Genomic DNA, 11,500 nt, shown 5'->3' on the forward strand with positions numbered 1-11,500 from the left:
CGTGGTCGTCTACAACGAGATCGTGGCGGTCGCCTCGGGCGCCGGCCTGATCGGGGTGGCGGTCTTCCTGAACCATCTGCTGCGCGGAAAGCGCATCGACAGCGAGGGGTGGGCGGCGTTCTTCGGCCTCACCGGCCTCCTGCTGTTCGTCCTGGGCGTGCACACGACCGTGACCTGGCCGTTCGGCGGCGAGGGCTTCGAGTACGCCAACATCGCCTTCGGCCAGCCCGCGGCCGCCTTCGGCGCGCTCCTGCTGTTCGCCGCGATCTACCTGTGGCGCAACCGCTCACTGTTCGTCGGCGAGGCCGAGGTGGTCCGCGAGTCCGTCATCGAGGCCGTGAAGCCCGCCGCGATCTTCGTCGGCGCGCTCGGCCTCGGCATGGCCGTTCTGGCCATCACGTTCGTCCGCTTCCAGCTGGGCGCCGCTCCGCCGGAGGAGCCCATCAGCGGCCGCTTCGGCCACCTGCCGATCCTCGAGGCGCTGTTCCTCGGTGGCCTGTGGGGCATCGTCGCGGTCGGCGCGCTGCTGTTCGCGCTCGCGCTGTGGACCAACCGTCCGCAACTCCTGCGCTGGGTCGTGTGGGCCTTCGTCGTCGGCGGCGTCGTGTTCCTGCTGTTCGGTGCGATGAACTTCTACACGCACATTGGGATGTACCACAACATCGAGTACGGCACGAACTACAAGTGGTGAGTGGCTGACGTCCTCCAAGGGGCGGGTGGTGTCGCGAGAGCGCACTGCCCGCCCTGCGTCGTCGGGGAGGCTCAGTCGTCGGTCCGGTCGAGTCGCGGGGCACGCGGGGTCGGCCTAGCGTGGCCGGATGGAGCCCCGAACCCTCGTCAGCAGCGCGGCGTTCCCCGTGGCCGCGGCGGCCCTCGGATCCGTCGCGACCTCGACCGGCATGAAGAGCCTCTGGTACCGGACGCTGCGTAAGCCCTCGATCCAGCCGCCGGGACCGGTGTTCGGTGTCGTGTGGAGGGCGCTCTACGCCTCGATCGGCGCAGCCTCGCTGGACGCGCAGTCGAGGATGACGCCGGCCGACGCGAACAGGTACCGGTTGAGGCTCGGCCTCAACATGGCGCTCAACGCCGGTTGGTGCTGCGTGTTCTTCCGAGGACAGAGGCTCGTGCCGTCGATCGCGGTGGCGGGCGCGCTGGCGGCGAGCTCGGCCGACCTCGCGCGCACCGCCGGGGCGGCCTCGCCCCGCGCCGGCTGGGCGCTGGTGCCCTACACGCTGTGGAGCGGCTTCGCGACCGTCCTCACCGCGGCGATCTGGCGCAGCAACCGTCACCACTGAGCGACGCGGTCACGACGCGCCGTGCATGCCGTGCGCGTCCACCGCGGGCGCGGGGCGCCGCTCGCGTGACGCCTGCACGGCGGACACCACGACGAGGGCCGCCGCGATCGCGAGGCAGGCCACCAGCACGAGGAGGGAGACGTTGCCGTTGATGTACGGGTCCCGCCAGCGGCTGAGGTCGACGGGCTGGCGGGACTCGCCCAGGATCCGACCGACGGCGGTCTGGAAGAGCCACGTGTAGACCCCGCTGAAGCCGATGACGACGGCGGCGCGGATCAGGCGAGGAGCCGGCAGGTAGCAGACCACGAGGGCGACGACCCACGCGTAGGCCAGGGCTAGGGCGGTGATCGGGACGGTCTGGCTCCACCACGTGTCGAGCTGGTCGGTGGCGAGCATGACCACGAACAGGAAGGCCACGAGTGCGACCGTGTCGAGCGCCAGCGCGATCACGACCTCGTGCCGCGACCACGGAGCGGGCAGGGGAGCGTGGCGCAACGCCAGCGGGCCGAGGACCACCACGACGGCGAGCAGCACCGCCCCGACGGCGGTGGGCAGCCACTCGCCGCGCCCATTCATGGCCCACGCGACGGTGAACGTCGCGATGAGGCTGACTAGGAAGGCACCGACCACGGTCGGGACCCGGCGTTCCGTGACGACCAGCGGGAGCGTCGTGAGGCTGAAGGCCACCCCCACGGACGCCAGGACGATCCAGAACCAGCTCAGGGTCTGCTCGACGGCGAGGTTCACGATGAGGCACGTGACGAGCGCGACGGCGTAGCTGATCGCGGTCGTCCACAGGATCCCCGCGCGCCACCGGCGGTAGAAGCGCGCCTCGCGGTCCACCCGTGCCGCCACGACGTCGTCGCTGGCCCGGATCAGCTCGCCCTCGCTCACGCCGAGGTGCTCGGCGAGCGGCGCGACCATGGAGATGTCGGGGTAGGAGACCCCACGCTCCCACTTGGAGACCGCTGACTCGGTGACGAACAGACGCTCTGCCAGCCCTGCCTGCGTCAGGCCGGCGGCCTTCCGCTTCACGGTCACGAACTGACCGAATGCCTTCTTCGACGATGTCATGATCCGAGTCAACCAGCGCGGGAGCCGGTCGATGGAATTCCGGGGCCGAATCGCGACTCGACCGTCAAGCCTGTGCCCCTGACCTGCGGCGATGCCCCCGACGGGGATCAGGAGAAGGTGTCGAGCGCGCGTCGCAGGGACAGCACGACGCTGTGGACGAGCAGCTGCTCGTGGGTCTCGCCGGCCCGGGTCTCGAGCAGCGCGGTGAGCTCGGTGTCGGCCGCCTCGAGTCGGGGGTCGACCTCCGCGCCGTGCCCGTAGGCGTCCAGTGCGTCGGCGACCCGGTGCATGGCCCGGGCGATCGGCTCGCGGACGTCGTCGCTCAGCACGGTCTGCGTCGACGGGTCACCCGGCACGCCGTGAGGACGCAGGAGGAGGTCGCTGATGTCGGACACCAGCAGGGAGATGCGGTCGAGGCCGTCGGCCTCCTCGGTGAGGACCGCGAGGGCGTCGCGGTGGCGTCGCGCCCGCGCGTTCGCGGTGAGCGACTCGTGGACCTGTGAGACGGCGTCGCGCATCTCGGTCCGGGCGCGCCGGAGCTCGGAGTGCTCGCGGTGCCACTGGTCGAGGGTCGGGAGATCGTGCTCGACCATGAGGTCGGCGATCTCGCGCAGCTGCTCCGCGAGCACCTCGCGCGTGCGGCCGACCGCCGCCCGTGCCGGAGCCAGCGGCAGCGGCGGCGCGACCATGTTGACGACGATCCCCACGAGCGCGCCGAACAGGGTGAGGCCCCCGTACGCGCCGATGAACTGCGCCTCGCCGTGGCCGATGATCAGCGTGAAGACCGCGGCCGTGGGGGCCCAGCCGCCCATGGCGCCCAGCACGCGCCACCCGGCCACGCTGACCGACAGTGCGACGACGATCGCCAGGGTGAACGCCGCGACGTTGTCGCCCGTCGCGGTGTCGACCAGCCAGGCGATGACGCCGCCGACGACGATCGCGCCGACCGCCTGCAGCGACTCGCGCACCGAGCCGGCCAGGGTCGACGTCGTCGCGATGATCGCGCCGAACGGCGCGTAGTACGGGTAGTCCTGCGAGCCGGGGACGAACCGCACGAGGATCCAGGCAATCGCGGCGGCGACGGCCGCGCGCAGCGCGAGGGCGATCCGTGGGTGATTCACCCACCGGTCGAGGAGCCACGCGCGCGCTGTTTTCATCCCTTCACCGTGGCACGCGGCGGCAAGACGGGCACGTCGGAATGCCGGGCGGCCCGCTGGATCAGCGCGGCACCACCAGCGCGACCTTCCCCACCGCGGCTCGTGTCTCGAGGGCCCGGTGGGCCTCGGCCGCCTCGGCGAGGGTCAGCACCGTCCCGACGTGCGGCACGCGGGTCCCGTCCGCCGCGGCGGTCAGCGCTCGGGGTCGACGTCCGGGCCGATGCGGTCGACCACGCCCGCCACCTCGCGGCCGGGGACGAGCGGCAGCTCAGGCGCCGGTCCGGCACCGAACGCCTCGCCGGCGCGGATGGAGGTGTCGAGCAGGTGCACCCCGGCCGCCTCGACGGCGATGCGTATCTGGCCTGGTGCCGGCTCCGGATCGGGGAGGGTCTCCAGGCGCAGGACGTCGGCGGGACCGAACTCGTGGTGTCGTATCGCGTGCATGAGCCCATGGGACAACCTCAACCGGAGTTGAGGTCAAGTGCAGACAGCAACCGGCCGGCGCCGTGACGACGCCGGCCCGCTGCCCCAGCGGCTACTTCGCCTGCAGGTCCTTGAGCGCGTCCTCGACGCGGTCGAGGCTGTAGTGGGCGTCGGTGTAGCCGGCGACCGTGTTCTTGCCCATGACGTAGGCACGGTCGGCCTTCACCGCGGGCAGCTGCTGGTAGAGCTTCGTGCCCTGCAGCGCCTCCATGAACGGGTTGACCTCCTCGCGCAGGTTCGAGTCGAGGAAGAGGATGTCGGCGTCGCCGACGGTCGACGCGATCTTCTCAAAGGAGACCGTGGCCTCGGGCTCCTTCTCCTTCGAGACGACGGCGTTCTCCTGTTCCGACCACGTGAAGCCGAGCGGTGCCAGCAGCGTGCCGCTCATGTTCTTCTCGCCCCAGGCGTAGAAGTTGTTCTCCTCGTAGGCCCCGATGACGCCGACGGACCTGCCCTCGATGACGTCGGCGTAGGTCGTCGCGATCTCCTCCTGGCGCTTCGTGAAGTCGGCTGCGAGCTCGTCGACCTGATCGGTGGCGTTGAGCGCGTCCGCGATCTCCTCGGTGCGCTGCGCCCAGTTCGCGCGGTCGCCTCCGCGGAGCGTGAACACGTAGACCGGCGCGATGGCCTCGAGCTGCTTGAGGACCTCCTCCTCGAGCACGTTCGGAGCCAGGATCAGGTCGGGATCCACCCCCGTGATCTTCTCGAGCTGCGGCTCGGTGGCGTCGTTGGTGACGACCGGCACGTCGGCGACGGTCTCGACGAGGTCCTCGGGGATGATCCCGTCCTCATACGTTCCCTGGCCGACCGGTGTGAGGCCCAGGTCGAGGACCGGCTGCGTCGCGGCGTAGTGCAGCGTCGCGACGCGCTTCGGCTCCTGCGGCACCTTCACCTCGTTGCCGAGGGCGTCGGTCACGGTGCGGGTCTCGGCGTCGTCGCCGGAGGCCGCCGAGTCGGAGCCGCAGGCGCCCAGGGTGAGGGCGAGCGCCGCGGCGGCGGTGGTCAGGACGACGCGGCCGCGCCGGGCTCGCGAGGTGGGGAGGGTCTTCATACGGTGACCTTTCGGATCGGGTCGTCCACGTGCGCGGAGTGCCCGTGGTGACGGGTGATGACGTGAGGGCCGCCGTTGAGCGGGTCCTCGATGATCGCGGCGTCGATGTCGAAGACGTCCGCGAGCAGCTCGGTGGTCAGGACGGTGGTCGGCGGTCCCTGCGCGACGATGCGGCCCGACGACATCACCACGAGGTGATCGGCGTACCGGGCGGCATGGTTGATGTCGTGCAGGACGGCGACGACCGTGCGGCCGTCGCGCCGGTTGAGGGTGGCGAAGAGGTCGAGCAGGCTGATCTGGTGGGCGATGTCGAGGAACGTCGTCGGCTCGTCCAGCAGCAGGATCCGGCTGTCCTGCGCAAGGGTCATCGCGGCCCAGGCCCGCTGGCGCTGACCCCCGGAGAGCTCGTCGATGGGCCGGTCGGCCAGGTCGACGAGGTCGGTCTGCTCGAGCGCGCGGCGGACGGTGCGCTCGTCCTCCTCGCTCCAGCGGGTGAGGATCGCCTGATGGGGGTAGCGGCCGCGGCGCACGAGGTCGAACACCGTGATGCCGGCAGGCGCCACGGCCGACTGCGGCAACAGCCCGAGCCGGGTGGCGACATCCTTGCCGCGCATCCGGTGGATGTCCTTGCCGTCGAGCAGCACCGCGCCCTCGTACGGCCTGAGCAGCCGCGCCAGCGACCGCAGCAGCGTGGACTTGCCGCACGCGTTGGGCCCGATGATCACGGTGAAGGCGCCCTCGGGCACGGCCAGGTCGAGGTGCTCGCCCACGATGCGCCCGTCGTAGCCCATCGTGAGGTCCCGGGCGCGCAGGGCGGCGGGACGGTCGAGGTCGGTGTGGTTCACAGGGTTCCCTTCCGGCTCTCGCGGACGAGCAGCGAGACGAGGTAGAGGCCGCCGAGGGCGATCGTGACGACGCCCACGGGCAGTGAGCGGTCGGGGATGGCGTGCTGGGCGACGAGGTCGGCGCTCGCGAGCAGGAAGGCACCCGCGCACGCCGCCGGGGCGATGGACGCGCCGCTCGTGCCGGCGACGCGGCGGCCGACGTGGGGTGCCGCGAGGGCGACGAAGGCGATCGGTCCGGCCGCCGCGGTGGCGATCGCGACGAGCAGGACACCGACGAGCACCGCGACCAGCCGGGTGCGCGCTGGCGGCACACCGAGTGCCGCCGAGGTGTCCTCGCCGAGGTCGAGGAGTCCGAGCGGTCGGCTCAGCAGGGCGCCGGTGAGCACCATCACGACGAGACCCGCGACCAGGGCAGGCCCCGTGTACTCCCAGCTCGCCCCGTTGAGGGACCCCGATCCCCACACGGCGGCGACCCGGGCCAGCTCGAGGTCCGCGGTCAGCACGATCCAGGTCTGCGCGGAGTTGAGCATCGCGCTCAGGGCGATGCCGACGATCACGAGCCGGAAGCCCGCCACACCCCCGCCGCGCGCGAGCATCAGGACAGCGAGCGCGACGACGAGGCCGCCGACGACCGCACCGCACGTCACCAGCAGGTAGCTCGACCCGACGAGGGCGATCATCATGACACCGCCGGCGGAGGCTCCCGCGGTGAAGCCGATGATGTCGGGGCTGCCCAGCGGATTGCGCGTGACGGTCTGGAAGATCGCGCCGGCCACGCCGAGCATGGCCCCGAACGCGGCGGCAGCCAGCGCTCGAGGGAGCCGCCACTGCACGACGAACAGCTCGACGTCGCGGGCCGCGTCCCCGAAGAGGGCCTGGCCGACCTCCGTCGGGGAGAAGGTGACCTCGCCGAGCATCAGGCACGCGCCCGTCACGACGAGCGTGGCGACCAGCAGGGCCGCGCAGCCCAGCACCGCACGCACCGGGACGAGCCCGGAGATCGCGAGGACACGGGGCGCTCGCACCACGAGGAAGCCCTGCTCGGCGGGCGAACGGGTGATCACTGGGTGGGCACCTGCCGACGGGAGATGAGCCAGATCAGCACAGGTGCGCCCACGAACGCGGTGACGACGCCGACCGGCATCTCCCGCAGCGGCACCGCCACCCGGGCGAGCGTGTCGGCCAGGAGCAGGATCGTCGGTGCCGCCAGCATCGACAGCGGGACGATCCGGGCGTGGTCGTTGCCGACGAGCAGGCGGCACACGTGCGGCACCATCAGTCCGAGGAACCAGATCGGTCCGGCCACGGCGGTGGCCGAGCCGACCAGCAGGGTCACCGAGAGCACGGTCAGCAGCCGGGTGCGTCGCGGGTCCACGCCGAGCGAGGCCGCGACGTCGTCACCGAGGGCGACCGCGTTGAGCGCCTTCAACAGCCCGAGCCCCAGGACCAGGCCGGCGAGGACGTAGGGAACGACTCCGGCCAGGTCGTCGAGCGAGCGGCCGGCAACCGACCCCGCCGCCCAGGAGCGGAAGCGCTCGAAGGTCTCGGGATCGCTGAGCCGGATCGCGGTGGCCACGCCGGCCAGGACGGCGGCCAGTGCGACGCCGGCCAAGGTCATGCGCACGGGAGTGGCGGGTCCGCGGCCGGTGGCGGCGAGCAAGAGGACCGCGAGGGTGGCCAGCCCGGCGCCGACGAGGGCGGGCCACACGAGGGTGCCGACCGCTCCGGTGGCCCCGACCGCGACCGCCACGGTCACCCCGAGCGCAGCGCCGTCGTTGACGCCGAGAATCCCGGGATCGGCCAGCGGGTTGCGCGTGTAGGCCTGGATGAGCGCGCCAGCCGTGCCCAGCGCCGCGCCCACCCAGATCGCGACGAGCGTGCGGGGCAGCCGGTAGGACTGCATCAGCGCCTCCGCCTCGGCGTCGCCGCGCCCGAGCAGGCCGGCCAGTGCGCGGTGGGGCGCGATGGACTCGGTGCCGACGAGGAGGCTCGCGGCGACCGCGACCAGCAGCGCCACCGACAGCCCGAGGACCGCGAGCGGCATGCGCACGCGGCGGGACGTGTCCGCGCGCGCCTGGGCCGTCGTCGTCATCCGGGCTCCGCTCAGGCCTGCGCGACGAGGACGCGGGACAGCTGGCCGAAGCCCCAACCCAGCACCTCGCGCTCGACCTCGCTCGCACCGGCGCGGCGCAGCAGGGCCGTCAGCTCGTCCCGGGTGCGCAGCGGCAGTCCGCTCAGCGCCAGGCTGGTCAGCGCGTGCTCGGCGACGTGGTCGTCCTCGTCGGCTCCGTCGGCGACCCGCTCGGACAGCACGACGGTGGTGCCGGCGGACAGGGCGGCGCGCAGGACGCGCAGCGCGTCGACGTCGGTGCGGCCCTCGAGGGCCCCGACCAGCACGGCGCAGTCGTGGGCCGGCCACTGCGCGACGTCCTCGCCGGGGAGGTGGACGGTGCGGCCGGCGGCGATCGAGGAGGCGACCAGCGCCGCGGCGTCCCCGGAGACGGCCAGGGTGCGCGCGGCCTTCACGGGGCCCAGGTCGGCCAGGTGCTGCAGGACGTACTGCAGCTCGTCGGCGGCTCGCGTGTCGTAGCCCGCCTGCAGTGCCGGATCGGCGGCGCGTCGGTCGCGCCAGGCGTCGGAGCCGGAGCGCGCCGACGGGCGGCCGCTGCGAAGCACGTCGAGCAGGTCGACCAGCGCGAGCGCGTCACGGTTCGCCGGGTCGTCGAGGTCGAGCGCGTCGATGGAGTGCTCCTCCATGAGGACGGCACCCCGCGAGGTGTTCCGGTAGGCCTTGCCGTCGTGCTCGAGCAGGTCGAGGGCGGTCATCGCGTCCAGCAGCGGTGCGAGCCTCTCGGTGGCGATCCCGGTGGCTTCGGCGAGCGCCGCGACGGTGTCGGCGCCACGGGCGACGGCCGGGTTGATCCCGAGGGTCACGGCGACGCGCGTGACGATGGGCGGCGCCAGCTCGGTCATCTCGTGGACGTCCTCGAGCACGGCGCGGGCGGACTCCTCGGCGGCGGGTGCCGGGGGGACGAGCCGCTCGGCGTCGTCGCGCTCCGCGGGCTGCACGACCGTCTCCTCGGGCGAGGCCATCCGTCGCCAGTACCCGACGACCTCGACGTCCTCCTTCGGCAGTCCCAGGTCGTTGCGCAGGTAGCGCCGCAGGGGCGCGATCGTCATCGCCTCGCCGGCGATCCACGCGAAGCCGCGACCGGGTGGGGGAGTGAACCGGCGCACCGCGGCATCGAGCTGGCGGCTGTGCCCGGCAGGGACCTCGCCGCGCACCAGCCACTCGAGGGTCACGCCGGCGGGCCTGCGGAGGTCGAGGCGGTCTGCCTCGGTCGGCACCTCCACGATGGCGTGCCCGCGCACGTCCTCGGGAGCCTCCTCGAGCCACCGCGCGACCGCGGGCAGGGCCGTCTCGTCGCCGGCGATCAGGTGCCAGTCGGCGTCGTGGTTGACCCCGGCGCAGGACTTGGGGCCGGCGAAGTGGATGGCATCGCCCGGCGCGGCGCGGAATGCCCACTCGGCGGCCAGGCCGTGCTCGTGTCGGACGACCTCGACGTCGAAGGTGCCGGCGTCCGGGTCCCAGCCGCGGACGGTGTAGTCGCGGGTGAACTCGAGCACCTCGGGGTTCCACGCGAAGCGTCGCTCCTCCTGCGTCCCGGCTCGGGGCAGGCCGCCGTCGGCGGGCGGGACGACCATCTTCACGTGGTCGTCGAACCCAGTCGAGGAGAAGGCGGGGCGCGCGAATCCCTCTCCCATGACGCCCTCGGCGAGGTCTGGACCTGCGAGCGTGAGACGCCGCAGGTTGGGGCTGACGTCAACCACTCGCGTCACCTCGGCCCTGCGCAGGACGATCGGATGAATGGTCAGCGGGCGGGACGTACGAGGCATCCGGAGACTCCCGAGCGGGTCGAAGACAACAACATAGGAAGGGTAGCCTCACCTTTCTCCGGCGACGCGCAGGGGTGTCTCACCCCGCGGATCCGCCTAGGGTCGTGACCATGACGCCGATCCTGCTGACGTCCGACGATCCCCGAGGCATCCTGCTCTTCGCCCCCGGAGCCGGTGGCGACCCGACCCGCTACGAGCGGCTCCTGCGCGCCGCGGCCGACGCGGGCTTCATCGTGGCCGCCCCGGCCCACCACCTGACCGAGGTCTTCACCGACGATGTGGTGCGTGAGCGCGTGTCCGCGCTTCGGGTGCCGCTGACGGAGATCAGGCGGGATGACCTCCCCGTCGTCGCGGCGGGTCACTCCCTGGGTGGCTGCGCGGCGCTCTGCCTCGCCGGAGCCCAGCCGCGCAACCACCGGGGCGAGGCGTTCGAGGTCCCCTCAGAGCCGCGGGTCTCCCGCGTCATCGTGCTCGCGCCCGCGGCCGGCTGGTTCAGCGGACCCGATGCCCTCGACGAGGTGGCCGTGCCGATCACCGCCTTCGTCGGTTCGGAGGACACCGTGACGCCGCCGGAGTCGGCCGAGGTGCTGCGCCCGGCGCCCGCCGGGCTCGACCTGCGTCGCTCCGAGGGCGTCGGTCACTTCGACTTCATGTCGCCGCTGCCGTCGAACAAGGTGCCCACGCCGGGCCTGGACCACGACGCCTTCCAGGACCGCTTCGTCGCGGAGTTCGTCGCAGCGCTGGGCTAGGCGTCGGCACGACGAAGGCATGGCGCTAGCCTGTGAGCGCCAAGACACGGGGTGCCCCGCCGGGGCTGAGATCACACCCGTCGAACCTGATCTAGTTCGCACTAGCGAAGGGATGTCGCGATGTCGCGCACGCCTGAAGACCTGCTCACCTCCACCACTGAAGCCCTGGCCCGGGTGCGCGCGGACGCGCCCCTGGTGCAGTGCCTCACCAACAGCGTCGTGGTGAACTTCACCGCCAACGCCCTGCTGTCCGTGGGCGCCGCCCCCGCGATGGTCGACGTGCCCGAGGAGGCCGGACCGTTCGCCACCGTCGCCGGCGGGGTGCTGATCAACCTCGGCACCCCGGCCGGGGAGCAGCGTGAGGCCATGCTCGAGGCGGCCTCGGCCGCTGCGGGGGCCGGCACGCCGTGGGTGCTCGACCCCGTGGCGGTCGGATCCCTCCCGGTCCGCACCCCGTTCGCCCACCGGCTGCGCGACCTGCGGCCGACGGTGATCCGGGGCAACGCCTCGGAGATCATTGCGGTGGCGGGCGCGGGTGCCGGAGGCCGCGGCGTCGACTCCACCGACGACGTCGACGGGGCGCTGGACCTGGCCCGGAAGCTCGCCTCCACCACCGGGGGCGTCGTCGCCGTGTCCGGGCCGGTCGACGCCGTGACCGACGGCGAGCGCGTCGTGCGGATCGCCAACGGGGACGTGCTCCTGACCAAGGTCACGGGTGGTGGCTGTGCGCTCGGGGCGGTGATGGCCGCGTTCGCCGCGGTCACCGAGGACGCGTTCACGGCTACGGTCGCGGCCGTCACGGTCTACACCGTGGCCGCGGAGCTGGCGGCCGAACGCAGTGCAGGTCCCGGCAGCTTCGCCGTCTCGTTCATCGACGCACTGGACTCGGTCGGCGCGGCCGACCTCGCGGCGCGGGCGCGGCTGTCATGACGGACCTCTCGGTGTACCT

13 protein-coding genes and 1 riboswitch are annotated in these 11,500 nt (G+C 72.6%); of the genes, 4 read left to right on the forward strand and 9 right to left on the reverse strand.

Features of this window, described 5'->3' with window-relative positions; genetic code table 11:
• Position 1: 1 nt before the first annotated feature.
• The gene (locus tag ACY1JX_RS15510; RefSeq protein ID WP_462564519.1) at positions 2-691 is read left to right on the forward strand and encodes a DUF981 domain-containing protein; all 690 of its coding nucleotides are present in this window, start codon (positions 2-4) and stop codon (positions 689-691) included.
• Positions 692-818: 127 nt separating this feature from the next.
• Positions 819-1,295, forward strand: a complete 477-nt coding sequence (locus ACY1JX_RS15515) for a TspO/MBR family protein (RefSeq protein WP_462564520.1) — start codon at positions 819-821, stop codon at positions 1,293-1,295.
• A gap of 9 nt (positions 1,296-1,304) precedes the next feature.
• Here ACY1JX_RS15515 and ACY1JX_RS15520 read toward each other — a convergent pair whose 3' ends face one another.
• The 9 genes from ACY1JX_RS15520 to ACY1JX_RS15560 form a co-directional block, all read right to left on the reverse strand.
• Positions 1,305-2,369, reverse strand: coding sequence for a helix-turn-helix domain-containing protein (locus tag ACY1JX_RS15520; protein WP_462564521.1), 1,065 nt, complete (start codon positions 2,367-2,369; stop codon positions 1,305-1,307).
• A 107-nt stretch (positions 2,370-2,476) separates the two neighbouring features.
• Positions 2,477-3,526: an FUSC family protein gene (locus ACY1JX_RS15525; RefSeq protein ID WP_462564522.1), complete on the reverse strand. Its 1,050-nt coding sequence runs from the start codon at positions 3,524-3,526 to the stop codon at positions 2,477-2,479.
• 61 nt (positions 3,527-3,587) lie between these two features.
• Positions 3,588-3,695 carry a zinc-binding dehydrogenase gene (locus ACY1JX_RS15530; protein ID WP_462564523.1) on the reverse strand — a complete coding sequence of 36 codons (108 nt, stop codon included), beginning with the start codon at positions 3,693-3,695 and terminating at the stop codon, positions 3,588-3,590.
• Between the two features lie 23 nt (positions 3,696-3,718).
• Positions 3,719-3,970, reverse strand: coding sequence for an alcohol dehydrogenase catalytic domain-containing protein (locus tag ACY1JX_RS15535; protein ID WP_462564524.1), 252 nt, complete (start codon positions 3,968-3,970; stop codon positions 3,719-3,721).
• A 91-nt stretch (positions 3,971-4,061) separates the two neighbouring features.
• Positions 4,062-5,060: an ABC transporter substrate-binding protein gene (locus ACY1JX_RS15540; RefSeq protein WP_462564525.1), complete on the reverse strand. Its 999-nt coding sequence runs from the start codon at positions 5,058-5,060 to the stop codon at positions 4,062-4,064.
• On the reverse strand, positions 5,057-5,905 hold the full coding sequence (locus ACY1JX_RS15545; protein ID WP_462564526.1) for an ABC transporter ATP-binding protein: 849 nt from the start codon (positions 5,903-5,905) through the stop codon (positions 5,057-5,059). The genes ACY1JX_RS15540 and ACY1JX_RS15545 overlap by 4 nt, the downstream gene beginning before the upstream one ends.
• Positions 5,902-6,969 carry a FecCD family ABC transporter permease gene (locus tag ACY1JX_RS15550; RefSeq protein ID WP_462564527.1) on the reverse strand — a complete coding sequence of 356 codons (1,068 nt, stop codon included), beginning with the start codon at positions 6,967-6,969 and terminating at the stop codon, positions 5,902-5,904. The genes ACY1JX_RS15545 and ACY1JX_RS15550 overlap by 4 nt, the downstream gene beginning before the upstream one ends.
• The gene (locus ACY1JX_RS15555; protein ID WP_462564528.1) at positions 6,966-7,997 is read right to left on the reverse strand and encodes a FecCD family ABC transporter permease; all 1,032 of its coding nucleotides are present in this window, start codon (positions 7,995-7,997) and stop codon (positions 6,966-6,968) included. Before ACY1JX_RS15555 ends, ACY1JX_RS15550 begins: the two co-directional genes overlap by 4 nt.
• Positions 7,998-8,008: 11 nt before the next feature.
• Positions 8,009-9,736: a siderophore-interacting protein gene (locus ACY1JX_RS15560; RefSeq protein WP_462564529.1), complete on the reverse strand. Its 1,728-nt coding sequence runs from the start codon at positions 9,734-9,736 to the stop codon at positions 8,009-8,011.
• A 176-nt stretch (positions 9,737-9,912) separates the two neighbouring features.
• On the opposite strand from ACY1JX_RS15560, the gene ACY1JX_RS15565 reads away from it, so the two are divergent.
• Positions 9,913-10,551: an alpha/beta hydrolase family protein gene (locus tag ACY1JX_RS15565; protein WP_462564530.1), complete on the forward strand. Its 639-nt coding sequence runs from the start codon at positions 9,913-9,915 to the stop codon at positions 10,549-10,551.
• Positions 10,552-10,588: 37 nt separating this feature from the next.
• Positions 10,589-10,681, forward strand: a riboswitch (TPP riboswitch).
• Positions 10,672-11,481 carry a hydroxyethylthiazole kinase gene (gene thiM, locus ACY1JX_RS15570; protein WP_462564531.1) on the forward strand — a complete coding sequence of 270 codons (810 nt, stop codon included), beginning with the start codon at positions 10,672-10,674 and terminating at the stop codon, positions 11,479-11,481. It overlaps the preceding riboswitch by 10 nt.
• Positions 11,482-11,500 lie beyond the last annotated feature (19 nt).

The organism is Aeromicrobium sp. JP4, from assembly GCF_054957925.1.

What these genes read in the sequence shown, in the direction of transcription:
- ACY1JX_RS15515 (WP_462564520.1), top strand. Translation starts at nt 819, where the DNA reads ATGGAGCCCCGAACCCTCGTCAGCAGCGCGGCGTTCCCCGTGGCCGCG.
- ACY1JX_RS15520 (WP_462564521.1), bottom strand. Translation starts at nt 2,369, where the DNA reads ATGACATCGTCGAAGAAGGCATTCGGTCAGTTCGTGACCGTGAAGCGG.
- ACY1JX_RS15525 (WP_462564522.1), bottom strand. Translation starts at nt 3,526, where the DNA reads ATGAAAACAGCGCGCGCGTGGCTCCTCGACCGGTGGGTGAATCACCCA.
- ACY1JX_RS15535 (WP_462564524.1), bottom strand. Translation starts at nt 3,970, where the DNA reads ATGCACGCGATACGACACCACGAGTTCGGTCCCGCCGACGTCCTGCGC.
- ACY1JX_RS15540 (WP_462564525.1), bottom strand. Translation starts at nt 5,060, where the DNA reads ATGAAGACCCTCCCCACCTCGCGAGCCCGGCGCGGCCGCGTCGTCCTG.
- ACY1JX_RS15555 (WP_462564528.1), bottom strand. Translation starts at nt 7,997, where the DNA reads ATGACGACGACGGCCCAGGCGCGCGCGGACACGTCCCGCCGCGTGCGC.
- ACY1JX_RS15565 (WP_462564530.1), top strand. Translation starts at nt 9,913, where the DNA reads ATGACGCCGATCCTGCTGACGTCCGACGATCCCCGAGGCATCCTGCTC.
- thiM (WP_462564531.1), top strand. Translation starts at nt 10,672, where the DNA reads ATGTCGCGCACGCCTGAAGACCTGCTCACCTCCACCACTGAAGCCCTG.